We start from the raw sequence: 25,226 nt of genomic DNA, 5'->3' as shown, positions 1-25,226 counted from the left end.
CGCAGCAGGGTTAATCGGGATGCCACGCAAAGAGTAGTCATCACTATATTTGCGCCACTGACGGCCGGCCGCCGCTTCGCGTGACCTGCCGCCCCACGGTTTGCCCACGACGTCAAGGAGACACGCGATGAGCGCAGACAGGCAGCAGCAGACAAGCCCCCGCGCGCGGACCACCGGCCGCTCGGATCAACCCCGGCGTCGATGGCGCAGCCTCGCTGCGTGCGTGGCCTTGGCGGCAAGTGCCGCAGCGACCACCGCGCAAGCGGGCGAGTTCGAGATCGGCAGTGGCATTTACGACATCACCGGGCCGGTCGCCGAGATCGGCATGTTCGGCTACGCCGCGCAGCAGGAGGTCGATGGCCTGCACCAACGCATGCGGTCGCACGCCTACATCATCAAGGACCCCGCCAGCGCCCGGCGCGTGGTTTTCGTGAGCGCCGACCTGGGCGCCATGTTCCAGTCGGTGAAGCTGGAGGTGGTGAAGGAGCTGCAGAAGAAATACGGCAACCTCTACACCCACGCCAACGTGATGCTGACCGCCACGCACACCCACGTGGGTGTGGGCATGCTGTCGCACTACCCGCTGTACATCCTGGCATCGGCCGACAAGTCGGGTTTCGGCTACGACGATCAGTCGTACTGGGCCGTCGTCAACGGGATCGTCAAATCGATCGAGCGCGCCCACAACAACCTGGGCCCGGGCAGCATCGACCTGGTCGAAGGCGACCTGCTGGGCGCCAGCCGCAACCGCTCGCTGGACGCCTACCGCAACAACCCCGATCACGCGAACTACGCCTACGACACCAACAAGAAGATGACCTTGCTCAAGCTGCGCAAGGACAACGGGCGCGAGATCGGGCTGATCAACTGGTTCTCTGTGCACCCGACGAGCTTCAGCCTGAATTTCACCAAGGTGAGCGCGGACAACAAGGGTTACGCGCAGATGCGCTTCGAGAAGCTCAAGGGCACCGACCATGCGGCTGGCGAAACCTTCGTGGCGGCCTTTGCGAACAGCGACGAAGGCGACTCGGTGCCCACCGATGGCAATGCCTATTCGGCCCCGGGCTACGAAGGCAGCGCCAATGAATACGCGAACGCCGAGGCCGCCGGCAAGCGCCAGTTCGACCGGGCGCTGCAGCTGTACGGGAACACCGGCAAGCGCCTGAACGGCACGTTGGACTATCGGCACCAGTGGGTGAACCACGCCAACTTCACCGTGACACCAGAGTTCACCGGCGATGGCTATCGCACGCTGTGCGCCGCCTCACGGGGCTTCTCGTTCGCCGCGGGCGGCGAGAACGGGCCGTCGAACATCCCGGGCATCTACGAGGGGATGACGAAGGACAACTTCGACTTCGACTACGCCGTGAGCCAGTTCAACCAGTCGCCGCTGGCTGGCTCCATCCTGTTCCTGTTCGGCGCGATCAACCTGTTCGTCGACGATTCATGCCAGTGGCCCAAGCCCAACTTGCTGCCCACCGGCGCGCTGGACTGGGTGCCCGAGGTGCTGCCCTTCCAGATCTTCACCATCGGCCAGCTTGCGATCGTGGCGGTGCCGTATGAGACGACCACGATGGCCGGCCGGCGAGTGCGCGATCGCGTGCAGTCGGTGCTGGCATCGCGAGGCATCACCCACGTCGTGATCGCCGGCCTGGCCAACACCTATTCGGGCTACCTGACCACCAACGCCGAGTTCCAGAAGCAACACTACGAGGGTGCCTCGACCGAGTTCGGGCCCTATGCGCTGGCAGCCACCGAGCAGATCCTCAACGGGCTGTCGCGGGCGCTGGTCGATGGCAAGTCGGTGGCCGACACCGGCACGCCGCCTTACAAGACGAATGAACTGCGCCTGCAACGGCCCGACGTGGTCTTCGACGACAAGTACCTGTGGGAGAGCTTCGGCCAGGTGCTGACCGACGCGAAGGCCAGCTATTCGCGCGGCGGCGAGGTCACTGTGAGCTTCCGCGGGGGCCACCCGAAAAACAACCTGCGCACGCAAGACACCTTCCTGAAGGTGGAACGACTGGTCGACGGCCAGTGGACCTCCGTGGCCAACGACTGGGACTGGGACACCACCTACCGCTGGCGGCGCGAAGGCATCGCCTTCTCGGTGGTGGATGTCACCTGGCGCATTCCCGCAGACGCGACGCCCGGCAAGTACCGCATCCGTCAGTTCGGCGACTGGAAGAGCGGCTGGGACATGAAGGTACGGCCTTACAGCGGCAGCTCGCGGACGTTCACCGTGAACTGACCTTCGCTCCGCGGCATCGCTGTCTGGCCGACGCGAGGGCCTTTCGCAGAGCCCCTCGCCTCGGCCAGGGGCTCAATCGTCGAGCCCCAGCTCCTGGATCTTGCGTGTGATGGTGTTGCGGCCAATGCCCAGCTTCTGCGCGGCTTCGATGCGGCGGCCACGGGTGAGGCCCAGCGCCGTGCGGATCATGCGGGCCTCGAACTCGCGGGTCAGGCCGTCCCAGACATCGTGTTCGCCCGCCTGCAGCCGGCGTCGTGCCTCAGTCTCCAGGTCATTGAGCCAGCGCACATCGGCTGCCGCCACGGGCACCGCGGGGGACAAGGGTTCACTGTCTGCAGGTGCCGCCGGCAACCGGGTCGGCTCGGCAGGCAGGCTGGGGTACGCGACGGGCGCGGTGCGCTCGGGCTGCGGCGCATCTGCAGCAGGCGGCTTGGCGTTGAGCAACTCGGCCGGAAGGTCTTTCGGCTCGATAAGCTGCGCCGGCGCCATCACCGTGAGCCAGTGGCACACGTTCTCCAACTGGCGCACGTTGCCCGGGAACTCGCAGCTTTTCAGCAGCGTCAGCGCCTCGTCGCTGATGCGCTTGGGCTCGACGCCCAACTCCTTGGCGCTCTTCTGCAGGAAGAAGCGCGCCAACGCCGGGATGTCATCGGCGCGCTCACGCAGGGGCGGCAGGCGCAGGCGAATCACGTTCAGGCGGTGGAACAGGTCTTCACGGAACGCCCCTTGGCGCACCCGCTCTTCCAGGTTCTGGTGGGTGGCCGCGATCACCCGCACATTCGCCTTCAGGGGCTGGTGCCCACCGACACGGTAGAACTGCCCGTCGCTCAGCACCCGCAGCAGGCGCGTCTGCAGATCGAACGGCATGTCGCCGATCTCGTCGAGGAACAGGGTGCCACCATCGGCCTGTTCGAAGCGGCCGCGGCGCATCGTCTGGGCGCCGGTGAAGGCGCCGCGCTCGTGGCCGAAGAGCTCACTTTCCAACAGGTCTTTCGGGATCGCCGCGGTGTTGATCGCGATGAAGGGGCCGTTGGTGCCGCCGTCACCTCGCGGGCTGTGGCGATGCAGCGCGTGGGCCACCAGCTCTTTGCCGGTGCCGGATTCGCCGGTGATCAGCACCGTGACATTGCTTTGCGACAAGCGGCCGATGGCGCGGAACACGTCCTGCATCGCCGGAGCCTGGCCGAGGATCTCGGGCGCCGGTTGGTGGCGCTCGTCGTTGATCTCTTCGCGCAGGCTCTCGTCGACAGCCCGCCGGATCAGCTCGACCGCTTTGGTGAGGTCGAAGGGCTTGGGCAGGTATTCGAAGGCGCCGCCCTGGAAGGCCGAGACGGCACTGTCCAGATCGGAGTACGCCGTCATGATGATCACGGGCAAGCCAGGCAGGCGCTCCTTGACCTTGGACAGCAGCTCCAAGCCGGAGCCGCCTGGCATTCGGATATCGCTGACCAGGACCTGCGGCTCGTCGTCGACGAGCGCGGCCAACACCTCGCGGGGGTTGGCGAAACTGCGGACCGGCAGTTGTTCGCGGGCCAGTGCCTTTTCAAGCACGAAGCGGATGGATTGGTCGTCGTCAACAATCCAGATGGGTTTCATCAATGTGTCTTGCCGGTGAGTCAGCGAAGATTCCGCGCCTGGGCTGACTCGTCCCCTTTTGGGGGAGGCCTCCGCAAGCGGAGACCCTGGGTCGAACTCAGGGCAACGGAATCACGATCTTGAAGACCGTGCGTCCCGGCTCGCTGTCGCATTCGATCGTGCCCTGGTGTTGCTGCACGAAGGTCTGCGCCAGTGTGAGCCCGAGCCCCGAGCCGCCGTCCCGCCCCGACACAAGCGGATAGAAGATGCGTTCTCTCAGGTGCTCGGGGACGCCCGGCCCGTTGTCCTGGATATGCAATTCCAATGCCAGTCGATAGCGCTGCTTGCCGATGGTCACCTGCCGCGCGATGCGGGTGCGCAGCGTGATCGTCGCGTCGCCCTGCTCGATCCGCTCGGACAAGGCCTGGGCGGCGTTCTGGACGATGTTGAGCACCGCCTGGATCAGCTGCTCGCGGTCGCCGCGGAACTCGGGGATCGAGGCGTCGTAGTCACGGACCACCTTCAGGCCGCGGGGGTGCTCGACCAGCACCAGTGAGCGCACCCGCTCGCACACCTCGTGGATGTTGACGTCGCCCACCATGTGGGGCTTGCGGTGGGGCGCCAAGAGCCGATCGACCAGCGTCTGCAGCCGGTCGGCCTCATGGATGATCACCTGGGTGTATTCGGTCAGCTCGGGCGAAGGCAGATCGAGGGCCAGCAGCTGCGCCGCGCCACGGATGCCACCCAGCGGGTTCTTGATCTCATGGGCCAGGTTGCGGATCAGCTCCTTGGTGACCTCCGCCTGCCCCATCACCCGTTCTTCCCGCTCCTGCCGCGTCTGCTGCTCGATCTCGATCATCTCGATCAGGATGCGGCCGCCGATGCGCTCGGTCTGGCTGACGATGATGTGCACCGGCAGGGGTTCGGCGTGGCCGACGCCGGCACGCCTGAGGGCGCCTTCGAAGCGGCGGGTGCTGAATTCGTTGCGGGCCACGGCATCGATGGCCTCACGCATCGCTGCCGGTTCACGCAGCCACTCGTGCAGCGGCCGCTTGACCAGGTTGCGTCGCGACTGGCCGATCACCGATTCGAGCTGGGTGTTGGCAAAGAGGCAATCGCCATTCGGGCCCACCACGGCGACCATGGTGGCGAGCAGGTCCAGGGCTTCCAAGCCCTTGGTCTCCGAGCGACGAGCCGCCGATGCGGCACCCAGCAGCTTCACGCCGGCAGCTTGGCGAGTTCGCGCTTGATGGCGGCGATGTCCGCTTCCTGGCGCAGGATCGCGGCCTTCATCTCGGCAACGCGATCCAGGTAGCGTTGGGCATTGCGAGCCTCATCGCCGCGGCGCTCGGGCTCGCCGTTGTTGTAGTCACGCTTGAGGGCTTCGAGCTGTTCTTCGGCGCGCCTCAACTCGGCTTCGAGGATGCGGCGCGCATCGCTGTCACGCGCCCGCTGCTCGGCCGAATCCACCCGGTCGCCCTTGGGGCCAGAAGCCGGGGTACCGCCTGCCACCGGACGCGGCTTCGGGCCGGCGATCGTGGTGGGCTGCTGTGCTTCTCGGGCCTTGCAGCCCTTCGCCTCGGCCTCCTTGGCGCTGAGCGTGTTGGTGAACACGTTGCCAGGGCAGATGTAGTAGACCGACGCGGACTGTGCCCACGCGCCGGCAGCAGCCAACGCGAGCGTACAGCCTGCGATCAGAGGGCGGGAGATGGCCAGAGTCATCATCGGGCGATTGTGACGCTAAACCCGTGCAACGCCCCAGCCCCCTGCGCCGCCGACCGTTGCAGGAATGAAAAAGGCGGCCGAGGCCGCCTTTGCTGTCGTCGATCGCCGAAACCGATCAGAGGGCGTAGTACATGTCGTACTCGACCGGGTGCGTGGCCATGCGGAAGCGGGTCACTTCCTGCATCTTCAGCTCGATGTAGGCGTCGATGTAAGCATCGGTGAACACGCCACCCTTGGTCAGGAAGGCGCGGTCCTTGTCCAGATAGTCCAGCGCCTGGTCCAGGCTGTGGCAGACGGTCGGGATCTTCGCGTCTTCTTCCGGCGGCAGGTGGTACAGGTCCTTGGTGGCGGCTTCGCCCGGATGGATCTTGTTTTCCACGCCGTCCAGGCCGGCCATCAGCAGCGCCGAGAAGGCCAAGTACGGGTTGGCGGAAGGATCCGGGAAGCGCGCCTCGATGCGGCGGCCCTTCGGGTTGGCCACATACGGGATGCGGATCGAGGCCGAGCGGTTCTTGGCCGAATAGGCCAGCTTCACCGGGGCTTCGAAGCCAGGCACCAGGCGCTTGTAGCTGTTCGTGCCGGGGTTGGTGATGGCGTTCAGCGCACGGGCGTGCTTGATGATGCCGCCGATGTAGTACAGCGCGAATTCGCTCAGGCCAGCATAGCCGTCACCCGCGAACAGGTTCTTGCCGTCCTTCCAGACCGACTGGTGGACGTGCATGCCGGAGCCGTTGTCGCCCACGATGGGCTTGGGCATGAAGGTCGCCGTCTTGCCGTAGGCATGCGCCACGTTGACGATGATGTACTTCTGCAGCTGCAGCCAGTCAGCGCGCTGGACCAGCGAGCTGAACTTGGTGCCGATTTCCATCTGGCCGGCGTTCGCCACTTCGTGGTGATGCACTTCGACCGGGATGCCCATCTGCTCGAGCAGCAGGCACATCTCCGAGCGCATGTCCTGGCCGCTGTCGACCGGAGGCACCGGGAAGTAGCCACCCTTGACGGTGGGGCGGTAGCCGGTGTTGCCGTGCTCGTATTCCTTGGAGCTGTTCCAGGCGGCTTCTTCCGACTCGATCTTGAAGAACGAGCCACCCATTTCGTTGCCCCAGCGCACGCTGTCGAACACGAAGAACTCGGGCTCGGGGCCGAAGTAGGCGGTGTCACCCAGGCCCGACGACTTCATGTAGGCCTCGGCACGCTTGGCCAGCGAACGCGGGTCGCGCTCGTAGGGCTTGCCGTCGCCCGGCTCGATCACGTCACAGGTGAGGATCAGCGTGGGCTCTTCGAAGAACGGGTCGATGTTGGCCGTGTTCGGGTCCGGCATCAGCAGCATGTCGGAGGCCTCGATGCCCTTCCAGCCGGCGATCGAGGAACCGTCGAAGGCATGGCCCGCGGTGAACTTGTCTTCGTCAAAAGCAGACACCGGAACGGAGACGTGCTGCTCCTTGCCACGGGTGTCGGTGAAGCGGAAGTCAACGAACTTGACTTCGTTGTCGCTCACCATCTGCATCACATCGGCGACGGTCTTGGCCATCAAAAAGGCTCCTGGCGGATGAATTGTGTCAACGGAAAACGGGCAGTCGATGCCGCGCGCGAGACACCCGCCAGACCCGCCGGTGAGCGCCCCGTGGCGACCACGGCGCGGGCAATGTAGCAGAAACCATGCCCACAAATGGGGAACACCTGCGCCCGCCAGCGGGGCAGCGCGGCGGCGAGGCCGACGGGCGAATCAAGCCGGCGCAGCAGTCCAGGCCAGCAGGCGCAAGGTCTCGTTGTCAGGCGGCATCTGCACCGTGCCTTCGTCCGTGAAGCCCAACGATGCCAGCAGCCTCAGTGAAGCAAAATTGGCAGGCGTGACGATAGCGACCACTCGCTTCAGACCGAACTCATGGCGGCCCCACCGCACCACTGCGGCCGCAGCTTCCCGCGCCAGACCCTGGCCTCTCGCCGAAGGCAAAAAGGCATAGCCGAGATCGACATCAGGCAAGGTGTCGCGCTGAATCAGCCCACACATCCCCATGGGCGTGGCGTCGTCTCGCCGCTCGACCATGAAGAGGCCGAAGCCCAGCCTCTGGCACATCGCCACCGGACCGTCGCGCATGAAAGCCTCGGCCTGCTCGCAAGTGCTCACATTGCGCCGGCCGATATGGGCGATCCAGTCCGGATCGTTGACGAGTTCGATGATGAATCGCTGGTCGACTTCCGAATTCGGTTGGAGCCAGCGCAGACGCAGCCGGGGGGTGAGCAGAACCTCGTTTTGCACCGTCATGGGGCTCAAGCATGCACCAAAAGTGTTCTATCGGTGCGCACCTACTCGGTGCCGAACTCCACCCCCGGCAAGGCGGCCAAGCCGGCTTGCAACGCCGCAAACGCCTGTTCGACCCGCGCCGGCTCGCCTTTGACGCCCAGTTCGATGTGCCGGCCTCGTTGGGGGTGGTCGACGCTGGGCAGGCTGAAGATGCGCACGCCATCGAATTGGGCTTCGATCTGCTCCATCAAGGGCGTCAAGGTCGCTTCCATGCTGCCGCGGACGTACACCGCCCGCTCCGCATGAGCCACGGGGCGAAGGTGGCCGTAGCGATGGTCCAGCAGCCACTCGATCATCGGGTGGGCCATCACCGGGAACCCAGGCACGAAATGCACGTCGCCGAGGCTGAAGCCGGGGATCTTGTTGTAAGGGTTCGGAATGATCGCCGCCCCTTCGGGAAACACGCCCATGTTGAGGCGGTGGATGTTGTCGGGCCGGTCAGGCTCGAAAGGCACCCCTTGTTCCACGGCCACGTCGCGCATGCGCTCTTCGATCAGGCGCTGGGCTTCTGGGTGCAGCGCCAGGGGCAGGCCCGCCGCCGCAGCAGCGCACTGGCGGGTGTGGTCATCCGGCGTGGCACCGATGCCGCCGCAACTGAAGACCACATCACCGCTGTCCATCGCCTCTTTGAGCGCCGCGGTGATCAGTGGGCGATCGTCACCGATGTAACGCGCCCAGGCGAGCTGTTGGCCGCGAGCCGCCAGCAACTCGATCACCTTGACCATGTGCTTGTCCTGGCGACGCCCGGAAAGGATCTCGTCGCCGATGATGATCACGCCGAATTTCATGGATGACCTGAGACGTCAGGGAGTTGCGGGGGAACAGGCGCGGCCGGAGGCATCTCGACCACCGGCGCCGGCGCAGCGGCGCGATGGGCCTGCAGCGCCGCGAGCAGGTAGTGGGTGAACCACAGCGATGAGAACGCGAAGACCAGCGTGTACAGCCACACCGAGACCGCGATGAGCACGGGCGCGAATACCAGCGCCATGGCACTGACCGCCCAGATCATCGAAGGCGCAGCACCAAGGAAGCCGGTGATGATGCCCAGCAACAGCAGTTGCCAGCCGTGCAGCCCCATCAGGGCGCGCCGCTCCTCGCGAGACGCATGCTCGGCCAGCACATCGAAACTCATCACCCGCGTGGTCAACCACCCCCAGATCAGCGGCGGCACGATGAGCACGACGCCAGGGATCAGCCAGAACGGCATCGTGACGAAGGTAGCCACAAGGGCCAGCGCGGTGCAACCGAGCCCCCAGACCGCCCCCTGCCAGAACGAGGCGCCGCGTTTGCGCTCCAGGGTGGAAAAGCGCCGCTCCGCCACCAGGCTGACGATGGAAGGCGTCATCAGCAGCGCGACCAGCAGCAACGAGGCCACGACGGCCACCGGCACCACCGCGGCGACCACGATCAGCGCAGCCAGCGCCACACGGAACTGCGGCCCGAGCCCGCCGTCGATCCACTTCAGCAAAGGCTCGACCAGCGACCAGCTCTCGATCTGGTCACGCACCGCGGCCAGCGCAGGCTCCCAGAAGAACCAGCCCAGCGCAAACAGCGATCCCCCCGCCAGCAACAACGGCAGCAGGGACAGGCCGATCACCCGCGGCATCAACAGATAGGCCAGGGCGCGCCAAAACGAATCGAGCAGCAAACTCATTCGTCGAGCATACCGCCTGGGGATAGGGCCCCCGGCCCGCCCGCCGCATCGCCCGCTGCGCGAACAGGGCGAGCAGCGGCCCCGCCTCAGCGCAGGTTGCCGGTGTGGCCCAGTGAATAGCGTCCAGGTTGCGGCCAGACGGTCAGCCCATGAGGTTCGGCGCCGACCTTCACCTGCGCCACCTCACCGGTGCTGGTGTCGAACCGGTAGATGACATCGTCATAGCGGGCCGCGAGCCACAACCACTTGCCGTCGGCGCTGACATTGCCCATGTCGGGGCTGCCGCCGCCGGGCACGGGCCAGCGGGCGATGACCTTGTCGGTGGCGAAATCGATCACCGTGACACCGCCATCACCCAGACGCGGGCCGTGGATCTTGTGCGAGCCCCGGTTGGCCACGTACAGGTGGCGGCCATCTCGGCTGGGGTACAGCCCATGCGCACCGATGCTCGTCTGGATGAAACCGATCTGCTTGAACGACGCACCATCCACGATGTGCACGCCATCGGCATGCATGTCGGCGATGTAGAACTTCGAACCATCCGGCGAGCTGCGGATGTCCTGCGGCATGCCCTTGGTGACGGTGCAGATCTCAGTCTCGCCCGGCTCCCAGATCTTGCCGGCGGGGGTTCGCGGTTTGCGGGTTTCCTTGAACCGCGTCTCGGGCATCTGCAGCTTCAGGTAGCCCAGCACGGCCCGATCGACCAGGTCGATCTTGGCCAGCGTGCCGCTGAATTCGCAGGTGAAATAGGCGTAGCGGCCGTCGATCGAGAAATCGGCGTGATTGATGCCTGGGCAGCCGGGCACTTCGATCGAGTACTGCAGCGCCATCGTCCGCGGGTCGCGGAAGTCCAGGCGCTTGCGGGCTTCGGCCACCACGATGGCCGACTTGCCATCGGGCGTGGCGTACATGTTGTACGGGTCATCCACCGGCACTTCCGGGCCGGGCTTGCCCGTCTTCGGGTCGATCGGCGTGAGGCTGCCGTCGGTGCGGCCTTCGGCATTGTTGGTGACCCACAGCGTGCGCAGATCCCACGACGGCACGATGTGCTGCGGGCTGCGGCCGACCTTGAACCGATCGACCACCTTCATCTCGCGCGGATCGACCACATAGACGTCATTCGATCGCAGGTTGGGCACGTAGATGCGCTCCAGGTCGCCTGCGATCGCCGGCTGGATCTTGCCCGACGCCGTTTCGCTGTAGAGGTTGCGCGGGTCCACCACCGGTGGCATGCCCGGGACGGTGGCCACCGCCGGCACCGCGGCCGATGCCGCCGATGCCGGAGCACCGGCCACGGCCGGCGCGGCACCGACCGCCACCGACGACTCGCCATGCACCTGATGAACCAGCAGCGCACCGGCACCCGCCAACACTGCCAAACCTAAGCCGAGCGCGCGGCCAGACGTGCGCTTCTTCGTCATGAGAGAAATTCCAAACGAGGATCGAGGGGACCAGAGAACTGAACGTTGCTAGTCCAGTGAAACGGAGAAATCGGAAGTTCGTGGACACCTGCCAGCGATGCAATCAAGGCGCCAAGCGCAGCCGGGTTGGACACCCGGCGAGCATTGGCAACGCCGAGTGCGCCGCTGGCAGGTGCCCACCCTGTGGGCCGGTGTTTGGCAGGGCGCGCCGCGGCGTTGCGACCCTTGCCCAGGCGTACAGCCTGGGCTGCGCGCCTCGCCTTGCCGCGCACCCTGCCAAACACCGGCGAACATTCGATTTCTCCGTTTCACTGGACTAGCGCGGCGGCGGTTGAACGTGGGACGGGTCGGCGGGCAGGCGAGACAGTGACGGAATTCGCTGCTGCAGCACCGACACGGTAGTGTCCACGATGAGCTTGACACCGATCTGTCCCAGATCAGCGCTTGCACGCCTCGGATCGCCATCCACCCCGTCGACTGACGCGCCCGCGCCACGAACCAGCTTGTCGGCACGGACCAGGCCTGGGTTGAGGGCCATCGACAACGCGGTGTCGGCCAAGCCGGCGTGGTTGCCGATTTCGCCTGCGGCAAAGCCTCGCGCGCGCAAGGCATCGCCAAAGTCTGCCTGCGCGGCCCGGTAGTACTCGACCAAGGCGTGCACGCGGCAGGAGGCTAGTCCCTTGCGAAGCGGCTGCCGCTCCAAACGGGCGGCCACCTGCTGCAGGTTGCGCTGGTAGCCCCCGTGGTCACCCAGCAGCACCACATCGCGGAATCCGTGACGGCACAGGCTCTGGGCCGCGGAAGCCACCACCGACTCGAACGCCGCCTCTGGCACCGAGATGGTCCCGGCAAACCGCATGTGCGCCGCCGGCGGGTCGATCGAGCCCTCGGGCACGTAGGCCATCACCGGCGCCACCAGCGTCCGCCCCAGGCGCTGGGCGATCTGCTGCGACAGCGCAGCCACCCTCTGGTTGTGCTTGCCCAGGGCGAGATGGGGGCCGCTCTGCTCGGTGCCACCGATCGGCAGCAGCACGGTCGTCCAGCCATGCTCGATCCGCTCACGCACCTCTGTGGAGGTCAAGGCATCGAGCTCCACGCTGTCGCTGGCGGCCCCGGCACCGCCAGCGCTGGCCGCGCAGCCCCAAACAACAAGGCCAGCCCGAAGGCCGGCCCTCAACGCTCGTCCGAGCACGGCGCTGCGACGATCAGTCGTCGTCGCCACCCAGCACCGCCCCCAGCAAGCCGCCGGCACCAAAGCCGCCCAGCACGGAGCCTTCTTCACGCGATCCGCCGGCCTGCGGCGCCGCCGCGAACACCCGGCTGGCCAGGCGAGAGAACGGCAGGCTTTGCAGCCAGACGGTGCCCGGGCCGCTCATCTTGGCGAAAAACAGGCCTTCGCCGCCGAACAGCGCCGTCTTGATCTTGCCAACGTACTGGATCTCAAAGTTCACGTTCGGGGTGTAGGCCACCACGCAGCCGGTGTCGATCATCAGCGTCTGGCCGGGCACCAGCTCGCGCTTGACGACTGTGCCGCCGGCGTGCACGAAGGCGAGCCCGTCGCCCTCGAGCTTCTGCATGATGAAGCCTTCGCCGCCGAAGAAGCCCACCGACAGCTTCTGCTGAAGGTGCAACCCGATCGACACGCCCCGTGCCGCACACAGGAAGGCATCTTTCTGGCAGATCAAGGTGCCGCCCAGCTGGCGCAGGTCCATCGGCAGGATCTTGCCGGGATACGGGGCCGCAAACGCCACCCGCTGCTTGCCGCTGCCTTGGTTGGTGTAGACGGTGGTGAACAGCGATTCACCCGTGATCAGACGCTTGCCCGCCCCCAGCAGCTTGCCGAACAGGCCGCCGCCTTGCTTGCCACCATCGCCGAAGACCGTGTCCATGGCGATCGAGCCGTCCATGTAGAACAAGCTGCCGGCCTCGCCGACGGCCGCCTCGCCCGGGTCGAGTTCGACCTCGACGAACTGCATCTCCGAGCCTTTGATCTCGTAGTCCACCACATCCATGGCCATCGCGAATTCCCCTGTTGGCGTCGTGCGGCACTTGCCGCGAAGGCGCGAATGGTACTGAAATTCGCAACTTGTGCTGGTCATCGCCAGCGCCCCAGGCGAATGCTGACCACCTGATCCGGCCGTCATGCCCTCCACGCCCCCCGCCTCACGCCGCTGGCCCAAGATGGCTCTGCTGATGGGTGGCGCGCTGGGGGCGTTGGGCCTCGGGGCCGGTTACGCCAGTTGGACGACGCCCGCGGAAGCGGACGCCACCGCGGCACCGCCTCCCGTCGCCGCAGCAGCAGCGCCCAGCGCGGGCACGGCACCCGCGCCAACGATCCCCGCCGCGCGCCCCGACTTGCTCGATGCCGAGCAGTGGGCCCGCCTGCAGGAGGCCGTGGCCCATCAACCCGACCCCGACGGCGAAACCGCCCGGATCCTGGATTTCCTGGCCTACCAGCACACCGTGCAGCGGTTCCGTGCCGAGCGTACCGCCCACCCCGGCGCCCCCACGCCTGAGCTGCTGGCACTGGCGCGCGACATCGACGCCGGGCTGGACGGCCGGTGGGCCCGCGGTGAAGTGAGCGGCCCCGAGGCGCAGCACATCAAGGCCGGCTTGCTTGAGCTTCTGCAGCCCGACCCCGACCGGCGCGCACGCGATCTGGCGGCATGGCGAGAGGCACAAACGGCCACCCGCCCTCGGCAGGTGGATCCACGCGACGCGCAATTGCTGCAGGCGCAACGGGCCCTGGTTACCCGTTGGCGCCAAGAGGCTCCACCGGGCGCCTCGCCGGACGAGCTCGTGGCGCAACTCGACAGCCTGCGCCAACGCATCTACGCCTCCCCCACCACCCCTCAGGGAAACCCGCCATGACAGACCGTACCGTGTCTTCGTTGTTGCGCCGCCTGTTCGCGGCCATGGCCCTGATGCTGCTCGCGCCGATGGCGCAGGCGGCCTGGTTCATTTGGGAAACGATCGAGCTGCCGATGTCCACCGGAGCCTCGTGCGGCAACGGCACGCCGTACCGCTTCTTCGTCAACCGAACGCCGCTGAACAGCCATCTGGCCATCACCTTCGAAGGCGGCGGCGCCTGTTGGGACCAGGATGCGTGTGAAGGGGTGGGCGCCTACAGCGCCACCAACCCGGACGGCATTCCGGGCGACTACATGAGCCAACCCAACTCGGCCGCGGGCGGCTTGGTCACCCCCTTCTCGGCCCGGCTCGACCCGTTCCAGGGTGTGCGCACGCAGGACTGGACGCTGGTCTACATGCCCTACTGCACAGGCGACGTGCACACCGGCAACCTGGTTCGTGTCTACAACGACCAGCGCCCCGATCAGCCGCGGGTGCAGTACCACCGCGGCCAAGCCAACGTGAAGGCCGCCGCCGACTGGATGCGCCGCAACCTGGGCCGACCCGGCCACCTGCTGCTGACGGGCTTCTCGGCGGGCGGGGTGGGCTCGACCGCCAACTACGCGATTGTTCGGGACGCACTCGCGCCCCGGGGCCGGGCCACCTTGATGGCGGATTCTGGGCCCCTGATGAATGCCCCACGCGGCCAGACGAAAGAGCAATCGCCTTCGCTGCCGTTGCAAGAGCTGATCCGGGTCAGCTGGGGCCTCGATTTGCCGGGCGGCATGATCCCGACGCTGCAAGCCAAGCTGCCCACACTGAATGTCGACAACATGGGCAGCCTGAGCGGCGCATTGGCGAGGCAATACCCGAAGGACCGGTTCGGCTACCTGCTGTTCCAGGAGGACGCCATCTTCGCCGGCTTCAGCTACCTGGATTTCTTCCCCGACATCGCCAACGAACCGAATCCGGACAAGCAGAAGCGGATGCTGAATGCACTGTGGCGGCAGGACATTGCCGCCTGGCTGCCGCTGCTGGACGCAGAGCCGAACATCTCGTACCACGTGCCCTTCTTCCGGGATTTCAACGAGTCGCACTGCCTGACGATCGTGGACTTCTCAGGCACCGGCATCCAGGAAAAAGGCATCGCGGACGCTGAGCCCTTCATCAACAACGCGCTCGACCGGAAACCGCCGATGCGCAATGTCGAGCACGATCAGGTCACCGATCTCACCCAGCCCTTGTCGGTGGCGCTGGAGATCCTGGCGATCGTGCTGGACATCTTCGGCTGACGCCCACCCGCCTGCCGCGAATCGGGGGGCGCAGGGGCGCCCCCCCACGGGCAGCATCACGCCACGTCGTGCGCCACCCGGGGCGCCTCGGACGCCGCTTTCGCAGGCTCCGGCGCCGCCGCGGCACGAGGCTGAAGGCCGCCGAAGGTCGTGGCCAGCAGCAGCTCGGTGATTCGCTCGTCGGTGTACGCACCAGACGACTTCAAGACCGCGAGCACTGGATCGCAAGCACGTGCGTACAGGGTGTAGAGGATCAACTCCGGCGGAAACGCCGGATCCAGTTCACCTTGCTCCTGCGCCTGGGTGATCCATTCGCCAAGCTGGTCACTCACTTCCATCAGCTTGCCGAGATAGGCCTGGTCTGACATCAGTGCCGAGCGCAGCGACGAGTTCTGCGCGGGCAGCGCCGGCATCTCGCCGGCCAGCTGTTGCCGCATCGTCCAGCGCACCACCTCTTTGAGCCGCTCCAACGCGCCCAGCGACGTCGCCGCCAGCTCGTCGAGCCTGGCCTGCGCGCGCTCCAGCAACTTGACCATGGCTGCCGCGGCCAGCAGCTCCTTCGAGCTGAAGTGCTTGTACAGCACGGCCTTGGCAATGCCGACGTCGGCCGCCACGGCGTCGATCGTCATGCCCTCATAGCCCCGCTGCGCGAGCAGGCGGTTGACGGAGGAAACGATCGCGTCCTCCCGTGCGCGGAGCACTTGCTCTCGAAATGACACCCTCGACATGCCTGGAGTGTAACCAGCGGTCCGCATGATGACCAACGACTCCAGAAAACATACTAAGTAGTTCCGTTAACGACCACACAGTTGACATCGTGAACTCTGTAGTTCACATTTCGCACCGTCAATTCGCGATCTGTGGATTCACACGGGTCATCCACCCACCTTGACCTCACCGAAGGAGACCTTTCATGCTTGTTTGGATTCAACGCGCCGGCCTGGCCGCTGCCCTGGCCGCCAGCGCCCTGTTGGCGGGCTGCTGGGATGACAACGATTCGGCAGACCCGAAGAACATCGTCGAGATCGCCCAGAGCGACCCGAACCTGAGCACCCTGGTCGAAGCCGTCGTCGCCGCCGGCCTGACCGAAACCCTGAGCGACGAGAACGCCACGCTCACCGTCTTCGCTCCGACCAACACCGCCTTCGCCGCGCTGTTGACCGAGCTGGGCATCACCAAGGAAGCGCTGTTCGCCGACAAGGAGCTGCTCACCGCCGTCTTGACCTACCACGTGCTCGACTCCGAGGTGAAGGCGGCCGGCATCCCGGTGGGCAAGCCGATCACCACCTTGCAAGGCGGCTACTTCAAGATCGACGGTTCACCGCTGGGCATCACCGACGGCCGAAACCGCGTCAGCAGCATCACGCAAACGGACATCGAGGCCTCGAACGGCGTGATTCATGTCGTCAACCAGGTCCTGCTGCCCGCCGACAAGACCGTTGTCGACACGGCGGCCGCGCTGGCTGCGGGTGACCCGGCCGAGTTCACGCTGCTGGTCGAAGCCCTGCAGACGACCGGCCTGGACGCCACGCTGAGCGGCACCGGCCCCTTCACCGTCTTTGCGCCGACCGACGCCGCCTTCGCCGCGCTGCTGGAAGAGCTGGGCGTGAGCAAGGAAGAGCTGTTCGCGGACACCGCGCTGCTGAGCAAGGTGCTGACCTACCACGTCGTTCCGGCTCTGGTGCTGAAGGCCGACGTGCCCGTAGGCACCGCGATCACCACCGTGGAAGGCGAAACCTTCACGGTCGACAGCACGCTGGCGATCACCGACACCCAAGCCCGCAAGGCGCAGATCACCGCGACCGACGTGCTGGCCAGCAACGGCGTGATCCACGTGATCGACAAAGTCATTCTCCCCACCCTCTGACCTTCACCCCTGACAAGGAACTCAAGATGAAAAAGTGGATTGCCGGCGCTGCCGTTTTCGCCGCCGCCTTCGCAGCCCAAGCCAAGGACATCGTGGACACCGCCGTCTCGGCCGGCCAATTCAAGACGCTGGCCACGGCCCTGCAGGCTGCAGGCCTGGTCGACACCCTGAAGGGCCCCGGCCCGTTCACGGTGTTCGCCCCCACCGATGAAGCATTCGCCAAGATCCCGAAGGCTCAGCTGGATGCACTGCTGGCCGACAAGGCGAAGCTGACGGCCGTGCTGACCTACCACGTGGTCGCCGGCAAGGTGATGGCCGCCGACGTGAAGGCCGGCGCGGTCAAGACCGTCCAAGGCAAGGACCTCACCGTCTCGACCAGCTCGGGCGTGATGGTCAACAACGCGAAGGTCGTGAAGACCGACATCACCGCGGACAACGGCGTGATCCACGTGATCGACACCGTCGTCCTGCCGCCGATGTAACGCCTCACCCCACCAAAGCAAACGGCCGCCCTCTCGGGCGGCCGTTTTTCCAAGTGGCGCGCGCGAATCCGGCTGCGCCGGTCCGCTGCGTGGTCTTGCAGACCGCGGCGGGCCACTGGACGTTTCATGTCCGGGCTCTGCCCCCTCGGGGGCAGCCCGCCGGAAAGGGCGTGGTGGCCTTACTTCAGCGCCTTGAAGCGCATGCGGTGCGGGCGAGCACCCTCTTCACCCAGGCGACGCTTCTTGTCCTCTTCGTACTCCTGGTAGTTGCCTTCGTAGAAGTACCACTGAGACTCGTCTTCCACCGCCAGGATGTGGGTGCAAATCCGGTCGAGGAACCAGCGATCGTGCGAGATCACCATCGCCGAGCCGGCGAACTCCAGCAGCGCCTCTTCCAGCGCACGCAGGGTTTCGACGTCCAGGTCGTTCGACGGTTCGTCCAGCATCAACACGTTGCCGCCCTGGGCCAGGGTCTTGGCCAGGTGCAAACGACCGCGCTCACCGCCCGAGAGCGAACCCACCAGCTTCTGCTGGTCGTTGCCCTTGAAGTTGAATCGGCCGATGTAGGCGCGGCTGGGCATCACGAACTTGCCCACCACGATGTTGTCGAGGCCGCCTGAGACGTCTTCCCAGACGGTCTTGTCGTTGGCCAGGCTGGCCCGGCTCTGGTCAACGAAGGCCAGCTTGGCGGTCTTGCCGACCTTCACCTCGCCAGAATCGGCCTGTTCGGTGCCCTGGATCATGCGGAACAGCGTCGACTTGCCCGCCCCGTTCGGGCCGATGATGCCGACGATCGCGCCGGCCGGCACCTTGAAGCTCAGGTTGTCGATCAGCACGCGGTCACCGAAGCTCTTAGTGACGTTGACGAACTCGATCACTTCATTGCCCAGGCGCTCGGCCACCGGGATGAAGATCTCGTTCGTCTCGTTGCGCTTCTGGTATTCGACGTCGGACAGCTCCTCGAAGCGGGCCAGGCGCGCCTTGCTCTTGGCCTGGCGGCCCTTGGCGTTCTTGCGCACCCATTCCAGTTCCTGCTTCATCGCCTTGGCGCGAGCATCTTCGGTCTTCTGCTCCTGCTCCAGGCGCTTTTCCTTCGCGTCCAGCCAGTCAGAGTAGTTGCCCTTGTACGGGTAGCCGTAGCCACGGTCCAGTTCCAGGATCCATTCGGCCGCGTTGTCGAGGAAGTAGCGATCGTGGGTGATGGCCACCACGGTGCCCGAGAAGCGCTTGAGGAACTGCTCCAGCCATTCCACCGATTCGGCGTCCAAGTGGTTGGTGGGTTCGTCGAGCAGCAGCATGTCGGGCTTGCTCAGCAGCAGGCGGCACAGCGCCACACGGCGCTTCTCGCCGCCAGAGAGCTGGCCGATCACGGCATCCCACGGCGGCAGGCGCAGCGCGTCGGCGGCGATGTCCAGCTGGTGTTCGGTGTTCTCGCTGCCGGCCGCCGCGATGATGGCCTCCAGCTCGGCCTGCTCGGCGGCGAGCTTGTCGAAATCGGCGTCCGGCTCGGCGTAGGCCGCGTAGACCTCGTCCAGACGCTTCTTGGCAGCGAGCACCCCGCCGATGCCTTCCTCGACCGCCTGGCGCACGTTCTGGTCGGGGTTCATCTGCGGCTCCTGGGGCAGGTAGCCGATCTTGATGCCGGGCATCGGTGTGGCTTCGCCTTCGATTTCCTTGTCGAGGCCGGCCATGATCTTCAGCAGCGTCGACTTGCCCGAGCCGTTCAGGCCCAGCACACCGATCTTGGCGCCAGGGAAGAAGGACAGCGAAATGTCCTTCAGGATCTGCCGCTTCGGCGGCACGATCTTGCCGACGCGGTTCATGGTAAAGACGTATTGCGCCATAGCGGAGATGTCCTCGAGGGTGCTGCGGATGTCGTGGTGAGCAGGGGCCGGCGCGATGCTGCTGCGGCGGCCCGGGGCTCGCGCGGCGCGCGCAGCACACGGGGTTCGTGGCGGCGCGACGGCGACGAAAGGGCGAATTATCGCCCGGCCAGCGCCTCGGCGCTGCGGCGGTCCAGCGGGACCTGCATCGTTTCGGGCAACTCACCCGGCTCGGGGCGGGAGATGCCCGCCCAGCCCTCGAGGAAGGGCAGGAGGCGCAACAACGGCATCGGCCGGGCAATCAGATAGCCCTGGATGGACTGACAGCCCGCGTGGTTGAGCACCTCGAGTTGCACGGGCTCCTCCACCCCTTCGGCGATGGTGTGCATGCCGAGCGTCGTCGCCAACTGGACGATGGTGCGCACGATCGCCCGCGCGTCGTGGTGGGTCATCAGCTCGCGCACGAACGCCCGATCGATCTTCAGGGTGTCAAAGGGGAACCGGCGCAAGTACTGGAAGGCCGAGTACCCGGTGCCGAAATCATCCAGCGCAATCCGCACGCCCAGCGCCTTCAGCGCATGCAGGTGCGACAGCGCGGCCGAGGGGTCGTCCATGAAGACGGATTCGGTGATCTCGATCTCCAGGCGCGAGGGCGGCAAGCCGCTTTGGCGCAGGGCCTGTTGGACGTGCTCGACAAACCCTTCCTGCATCAACTGCACCGGCGACACATTCACCGAGATGGCGAGTCCGGGCAACGCCGCTTGCGCCTCGGTGCAGGCACGGGCCATGGCCCAGTTGCCGATGTCGGCGATGAGGCCGCACCGCTCGGCCACGGGGATGAACTCGGAGGGCTCCACCGCCCCCAGCTCAGGATGGTTCCAGCGCAACAACGCCTCGGCACTGGCCACCTTCCAGGCACGAACCTCGACCTGCGGCTGCCACTCCAGGCTCATTTCGCCGCGCTCGATGGCCTCACGCAATGCCGCCTCCACCTGGCTGGCGCGGCGGTTGCGCGCGCCGAGCGACGGCACAAACACTTCGAAACGACCTCGCCCGTGCTCCTTGGCGGCGTACAAGGCCAAGTCAGCGTTGCCGAGGATCTCGTCCACCGTGCGCCCGTGCTCGGGGATCAAGGCCACGCCGATGCTGGCGCCCATCGCCACCAAGCGGCCCTGGATCACCGCCGGACGGTTCAAGACCTCGACCAGGCGCTGCGACAGCTGCAGCACTTCGCCATCACTGCGGATGTCGTCGAGCACCACCGCAAACTCATCGCCCCCCAGTCGGGCCAGCAAATCGCTGCTGCGCACCACGCTTTGCAGCCGCCGCGCCACCTGGCGCAGCACGGCGTCGCCGGCCGAGTGACCCAGCGAGTCGTTGATCGTCTTGAAGTTGTCGAGATCCAGGCACAGCAGCGCACTGCGGCGCGGCGGCTCGCCCGACGGCGACAGCGCTTCGTCGAGGCGCTCGCGCAGCTGGATGCGGTTGGCCAGGCCGGTCAGCGAGTCGAAATGCGCCAGGTAAGCCAGCCGCTGGTGCGCGACACGCTGCTTGGTGACATCGCTGATCACACCTCGCCAACCGGTGCTGCGGCCCGCCTCATCGAGCAATGGCTTGGCCGTGACGGACCACCAGGCCGAACCATCGCGCTGCTTGACCCGCAGCACCACGTCGCGGAACGGCTTGTCCATCAGCAACGCGCGTTTGAGCGCTGGCAAACCGCTCGCGTCATCGAGCGCCACGCCGGCACGGCGCTTGGGCGCCTTGGTGCGGGATTGCAGCACCTCGACCAGCGTGCTCTTTTGCAACTTCTCGCGCGGCCGGCCCAACAGCGCCACCAGCCTGTCGGACACGTGAGTGAAGCGTCCGCGCCGGTCGATCTCCCACAGCACGTCGACCGAATGCTCTTCAAAGTCGCGCAGCAACAGGCCCACCACCTGACTCTGCCGCTCAGCCTCTCGCTGCGACGCCAGGCGCGCGCTGAACAGGCGGCTGATCGTCACCACACCCGCCATGATGACGACGGCGTAGACCAGCACCATGGCCGCCAACCCCGTCATCACAGAGTCGCCGGTTCGCAGCAAAGAGATGATGGCGGCACTGCCCAGCACCATGATGTGGATCATGCTGGCCGGCAACAGCGTGGCGAGAACGAAGGCCCCCGCGCAGAGCACACCGCTGGTCAATACCGCCAGCATCATCTGCTGCGACGCCGAGGCTTGCGGCAACCACAGCAGGGGAACCGCGGCCCACACGCCACTGATGAACGCCGCTTGGGCCGTGGCGCGCACGACGGCGCGCGGCGGCATCTGCCGCACCACTCGAGTGCGCCAGCGCCACCAACTGTGCACGGCATAGGCGCACGCGGCCGTCAGCAGGCCCAACCAAATGGCCAACTGCAGCCATGGCACCGTACTGAACAGGAAGACAACCACCAGCACGGCGTTGAGCAGCGTGGCGGTCATCACCAGCGGCGTCATGCGCAACACCGCCTCGATGTGGCGAGCCCGCACCTCGCCGGCCGCGACCTCGGTCGAGTCGTACAGCCACTGTTCTTGTTGCCACAAAAGCCGCAATCGGCCGAGCATGGACGATTCGAGTTCCACGCCGTCCTTTCGTCTTCTGGGTCAGGTGGCCGGCCCCATGGGCCGGGTAGGCGAGCCCCAACGCTCGCCGGTCAACGGTATATCGGACACATCCCTCTCTGCTGTAGCCCCAGGCGGGCAACTTGTTCAACAACCCTCAATTCTGCGCCGACAGCCGGGCCCGCCCCACCCCAGTCGTTACCGTCCGTTGCTCACAATCAATGTGGAACACGGCGTGCTTACCAGACGCCGATTTCGTCACCGATCAACGATGGAGTCAACCCGGAACATGAAGAAGTTTTCTGCGCGCACCCTGATTGCGCTGGCAGCCGTGGCCGCCATGGGAAGTGCCGTGGCCAGCCCGGCCCAAGTCGACGCCGACCTGCAGCGCAGCGAGTTGCGCTATGTGGCCTCCGAGGTGCTGGTGCAATTCCGTGCCGGCCACGCCGAAGCTGCGCGTGATGCCGTGCTGAACTCGTTGGGTGCCAAGTCGGTTCAGCGTCTGCGCGCCGCAGCCGAGGGCGAACTGCACCGGGTGAGCCTGCCGCAAGGCGTGAGCGTGCAACAGGCGATCCGGCACTTGCGCGCCCAGGGCGCCGTGCGCTTCGTCGAGCCGAACTGGATCTACACCCACCAAGCCGGCCCGAACGACCCCTACTACCAGGACGGCAGCCTGTGGGGCGTGTACGGCGACGCGTCGCCGGGCCAGCAGAACCAGTACGGCAGCCAGGCCGCCGAAGCCTGGGCCGCGGGCAAGAAGTGCTCGGGCAAGGTCGTGGTCGCGATCATCGACGAAGGCGTGATGACCACGCACCCCGACACCCAGGCCAACATTTGGGTGAACCCGAAGGAAATCGCCGGCAATGGCATCGATGACGACGGCAACGGCTTCATCGACGACGTGAACGGCTGGGACTTCGAGAACAACGACAACAGCACCTTCGACGGTGTGGGCGACGATCACGGCACGCACGTTTCCGGAACGATCGGGGCGGTGCGCGGCAACGGCATCGGCACCGCCGGCATCTGCGGCAAGGTGAAGATGGTCAACGCCAAGTTCCTGGGCGCCAACGGCGGCACCACCGCCAACGCCATCCTGGCCATCGACTACATCACCGACCTGAAGACCCGCCAGGGCCTGAACCTGGTCGCTTCGAACAACTCGTGGGGCGGCGGCGGCTTCTCGCAGGCACTGAAAGACGCGATCGACCGCTCGGGCGCGGCGAACATCCTGTTCATCGCGGCCGCGGGCAACGGCAACATCTTCGGCGTCGGCCAGAACACCGACAACAAGCCGAACTACCCCTCGGCCTACACCAGCGAGAACATCATCGCCGTCGCGTCGCTCACGAAGACCGGCGCGAAGTCGGGCTTCTCGAACTACGGCCTGACCTCGGTCGACCTGGGCGCCCCTGGCTCAGGCATCTGGTCGACGGTGCCGAAGACCGTCAACGGCGTGCTGACCCCCAGCTACGCCTCGTACGACGGCACCTCGATGGCCACGCCGCACGTGACCGGCGCGGTGGCGCTGTACGCTTCGCTGCACCCGGGCCTGACGGCTGCCGAGATCAAGGCCGCCATCCTGGCCAAGACCGTGCCGACCGACTCGCTGGCCGGCAAGACGGTCACTGGCGGCCGCCTGGACGTCAGCGGCTACTGATCACCGACATCGGATGGCGCGTCACCACGCGCCATCACGTTGGCGATCCGATGTCAATCCGATGTCAATCGGGCCCGTCCTGGACGGGCCCTTTTTCATGGTGCATCCCTGTTCACCGTCCCCCAGGGAGAGCAATACCCCCTCCCTAGGCTGAAGGGTCGACAGCACCGCTGGCCTCCACCAGCATCCAGCTTCCCCGGGCCCGCCGCCGCCAGCGCCCGAGATGACAAGGCTGCCGGCCGCGGCGCACCGTCCGCACCGGCCCCACCTATTGACCGGTTTGAGGAGCTACACCATGCCCCGTTCCACTCCCCGTTTCTCTCGTACCCTGATCGCCACCGCGCTGGCCGCGCTGTCTGGCGTTGCACTGGCTGGCGGCCAGCCGGACAGGGTCGTCGCTGAACTGCAAGAAGCCCATCGCCAGCACGTGCCGGCGGAAATGCTGGTGCAGTTCAAGCCAGGCGTTGCGCAGGCTCTGCGCGAGGCGGCTCTGAACCGTGTCGGCGGCAAGTTCCTGGAGAAGATCCGCGGCGACCTGCACCGCATCAGCCTGCCCCAAGGCGCCAACCTGGCGGCGGCCGTGCGTGCGTTGCACGCCCAGGACGCGGTGGATTTCGCAGAGCCGAACTGGGTCTACCACCACACCGCCGTCTCCGACGACACCTACTACACCAATGGCACGCTGTGGGGCATGTACGGTGACAGCTCACCGCTGCAGACGAACCAGTACGGCAGCCAGGCCGGCGAGGCTTGGAACGCTGGTCACAACAAGTGCAAGGGCGTCCTGGTCGGTGTGATCGACGAGGGCGTGCAGTACACCCACCCGGATCTGAAGTCCAACCACTGGAAGAACCCGGCAGAAATCGACGGCAACGGCATCGATGACGACGGCAACGGCTATGTCGACGACACCCACGGCTGGGATTTCGACGGCAACAACAAGTCGGTGTACGACGGCACGGGCGATGACCATGGCACCCACGTGTCAGGCACCATCGGCGGCAAGGGTGGCAATGCCGCCGGCGTCGCGGGCATGTGCTGGGTCATCAAGATGGTCCACGCCAAGTTCCTAGGCGCGGGCGGCGGCACCACCGCCAACGCGATCAAGTCGGTCGACTACATCACCGACCTGAAGACACGCCACAACCTGAACCTGGTCGCGACCAACAACTCCTGGGGCGGCGGCGGCTTCTCGCAAGGCCTGAAGGACGCCATCGACCGGGGCGGCGCGGCTAACATCCTGTTCATCGCTGCGGCGGGCAACAACGCCAGCAACAACGACGTGTCGCCGTTCTACCCGGCCAGCTACACCAGCGACGCGCTGATCGCCGTGGCGGCGATCACCAGCACCGGCTCGCTGGCCAGCTTCTCGAACTATGGCGCCACCTCGGTGGACCTGTGCGCCCCGGGCCAGTCGATCACCTCGACCGTCCCGACCAACGCCTACGCCTCGTACAGCGGCACGTCGATGGCCACGCCGCACGTCACCGGTGCCGTCGCCCTGTACGCCAAGAACCACCCGGGCCTGACAGCAGCCCAATTGAAGTCGGCCATCCTCGGCACGACCACGGCGACGAGCTCGTGTGCCGGCAAGACGGTCACGGGCGGTCGTCTGAACGTGAGCACGTACTGATCCACACTGATCACGCGACACCCCAAGGGCCAGGGCAACCTGGCCCTTTTTCATTGCATCGATCGCGGCCGAGCCCAGCCGCTGGCGGCCGGCGCGTGGCGTC

The 25,226-nt window shown here is 66.2% G+C and carries 20 protein-coding genes; 7 read left to right on the top strand and 13 right to left on the bottom strand.

Translation table 11 applies throughout. The annotated features are described in order from the left end of the window. The first annotated feature begins 127 nt into the window (after nt 1-127). Nucleotides 128-2,251: a neutral/alkaline non-lysosomal ceramidase N-terminal domain-containing protein gene (locus tag AACH06_RS12485; protein ID WP_341426025.1), complete on the top strand. Its 2,124-nt coding sequence runs from the start codon at nt 128-130 to the stop codon at nt 2,249-2,251. A 72-nt stretch (nt 2,252-2,323) separates the two neighbouring features. Here AACH06_RS12485 and ntrC read toward each other — a convergent pair whose 3' ends face one another. The 10 genes from ntrC to AACH06_RS12435 form a co-directional block, all read right to left on the bottom strand. Continuing rightward, nucleotides 2,324-3,847 (bottom strand): nitrogen regulation protein NR(I), encoded by a 1,524-nt coding sequence (gene ntrC, locus AACH06_RS12480; protein ID WP_341426024.1) that lies wholly within the window; start codon nt 3,845-3,847, stop codon nt 2,324-2,326. 97 nt (nt 3,848-3,944) lie between these two features. Next, nucleotides 3,945-5,048 carry a nitrogen regulation protein NR(II) gene (gene glnL, locus AACH06_RS12475; RefSeq protein WP_341426023.1) on the bottom strand — a complete coding sequence of 368 codons (1,104 nt, stop codon included), beginning with the start codon at nt 5,046-5,048 and terminating at the stop codon, nt 3,945-3,947. Then, complete coding sequence (locus AACH06_RS12470) at nt 5,045-5,551, bottom strand: hypothetical protein (protein WP_341426022.1); 507 nt, start codon at nt 5,549-5,551, stop codon at nt 5,045-5,047. Before AACH06_RS12470 ends, glnL begins: the two co-directional genes overlap by 4 nt. A gap of 115 nt (nt 5,552-5,666) precedes the next feature. Next, nucleotides 5,667-7,082: a type I glutamate--ammonia ligase gene (gene glnA, locus AACH06_RS12465; RefSeq protein WP_341426021.1), complete on the bottom strand. Its 1,416-nt coding sequence runs from the start codon at nt 7,080-7,082 to the stop codon at nt 5,667-5,669. Between the two features lie 195 nt (nt 7,083-7,277). Then, on the bottom strand, nt 7,278-7,817 hold the full coding sequence (locus AACH06_RS12460; RefSeq protein ID WP_341426020.1) for a GNAT family N-acetyltransferase: 540 nt from the start codon (nt 7,815-7,817) through the stop codon (nt 7,278-7,280). Between the two features lie 41 nt (nt 7,818-7,858). Continuing rightward, complete coding sequence (locus AACH06_RS12455) at nt 7,859-8,644, bottom strand: competence/damage-inducible protein A (RefSeq protein ID WP_341426019.1); 786 nt, start codon at nt 8,642-8,644, stop codon at nt 7,859-7,861. Next, the gene (locus tag AACH06_RS12450; protein WP_341426018.1) at nt 8,641-9,510 is read right to left on the bottom strand and encodes an EI24 domain-containing protein; all 870 of its coding nucleotides are present in this window, start codon (nt 9,508-9,510) and stop codon (nt 8,641-8,643) included. Before AACH06_RS12450 ends, AACH06_RS12455 begins: the two co-directional genes overlap by 4 nt. An 86-nt stretch (nt 9,511-9,596) precedes the next feature. Then, nucleotides 9,597-10,931 (bottom strand): YncE family protein, encoded by a 1,335-nt coding sequence (locus AACH06_RS12445; protein WP_341426017.1) that lies wholly within the window; start codon nt 10,929-10,931, stop codon nt 9,597-9,599. Nucleotides 10,932-11,247: 316 nt separating this feature from the next. After that, on the bottom strand, nt 11,248-12,012 hold the full coding sequence (locus tag AACH06_RS12440; protein ID WP_341426016.1) for a creatininase family protein: 765 nt from the start codon (nt 12,010-12,012) through the stop codon (nt 11,248-11,250). Nucleotides 12,013-12,136: 124 nt separating this feature from the next. After that, nucleotides 12,137-12,949, bottom strand: coding sequence for a TIGR00266 family protein (locus AACH06_RS12435; protein WP_341426015.1), 813 nt, complete (start codon nt 12,947-12,949; stop codon nt 12,137-12,139). A gap of 124 nt (nt 12,950-13,073) precedes the next feature. Here AACH06_RS12435 and AACH06_RS12430 point away from each other — a divergent pair, with 124 nt between their 5' ends. Together AACH06_RS12430 and AACH06_RS12425 are read left to right on the top strand one after the other, a co-directional pair. Beyond that, nucleotides 13,074-13,802, top strand: coding sequence for a hypothetical protein (locus AACH06_RS12430; RefSeq protein ID WP_341426014.1), 729 nt, complete (start codon nt 13,074-13,076; stop codon nt 13,800-13,802). Then, nucleotides 13,799-15,073, top strand: coding sequence for a pectin acetylesterase-family hydrolase (locus AACH06_RS12425; protein WP_341426013.1), 1,275 nt, complete (start codon nt 13,799-13,801; stop codon nt 15,071-15,073). The genes AACH06_RS12430 and AACH06_RS12425 overlap by 4 nt, the downstream gene beginning before the upstream one ends. Nucleotides 15,074-15,129: 56 nt before the next feature. Here AACH06_RS12425 and AACH06_RS12420 read toward each other — a convergent pair whose 3' ends face one another. Continuing rightward, nucleotides 15,130-15,801: a TetR/AcrR family transcriptional regulator gene (locus AACH06_RS12420; RefSeq protein WP_341426012.1), complete on the bottom strand. Its 672-nt coding sequence runs from the start codon at nt 15,799-15,801 to the stop codon at nt 15,130-15,132. A 185-nt stretch (nt 15,802-15,986) separates the two neighbouring features. Between AACH06_RS12420 and AACH06_RS12415 the strand changes: the two genes are divergently transcribed. Both AACH06_RS12415 and AACH06_RS12410 read left to right on the top strand, forming a co-directional pair. Further along, a complete protein-coding gene (locus AACH06_RS12415) occupies nt 15,987-16,940 on the top strand; it encodes a fasciclin domain-containing protein (RefSeq protein ID WP_341426011.1) in 954 nt (317 codons plus the stop codon). Nucleotides 16,941-16,966: 26 nt separating this feature from the next. After that, complete coding sequence (locus tag AACH06_RS12410; protein WP_341426010.1) at nt 16,967-17,422, top strand: fasciclin domain-containing protein; 456 nt, start codon at nt 16,967-16,969, stop codon at nt 17,420-17,422. A 179-nt stretch (nt 17,423-17,601) separates the two neighbouring features. Here AACH06_RS12410 and ettA read toward each other — a convergent pair whose 3' ends face one another. Then, on the bottom strand, nt 17,602-19,266 hold the full coding sequence (ettA, locus tag AACH06_RS12405) for an energy-dependent translational throttle protein EttA (RefSeq protein ID WP_341426009.1): 1,665 nt from the start codon (nt 19,264-19,266) through the stop codon (nt 17,602-17,604). A 137-nt stretch (nt 19,267-19,403) separates the two neighbouring features. Continuing rightward, a complete protein-coding gene (locus AACH06_RS12400; RefSeq protein ID WP_341426008.1) occupies nt 19,404-21,851 on the bottom strand; it encodes a putative bifunctional diguanylate cyclase/phosphodiesterase in 2,448 nt (815 codons plus the stop codon). Between the two features lie 268 nt (nt 21,852-22,119). On the opposite strand from AACH06_RS12400, the gene AACH06_RS12395 reads away from it, so the two are divergent. Next, a complete protein-coding gene (locus AACH06_RS12395) occupies nt 22,120-23,490 on the top strand; it encodes a S8 family peptidase (RefSeq protein WP_341426007.1) in 1,371 nt (456 codons plus the stop codon). A gap of 295 nt (nt 23,491-23,785) precedes the next feature. Next, on the top strand, nt 23,786-25,123 hold the full coding sequence (locus AACH06_RS12390) for a S8 family peptidase (RefSeq protein ID WP_341426006.1): 1,338 nt from the start codon (nt 23,786-23,788) through the stop codon (nt 25,121-25,123). Nucleotides 25,124-25,226: the final 103 nt, after the last annotated feature.

The sequence above is a fragment of the Ideonella lacteola genome (assembly GCF_038066555.1).
Classification (GTDB): Bacteria; Pseudomonadota; Gammaproteobacteria; order Burkholderiales; family Burkholderiaceae_C; genus Ideonella; species Ideonella lacteola.
The sequence above is the reverse complement of the archived record's forward strand: the minus strand, read 5'-3'. Positions and strand labels throughout refer to the sequence as shown.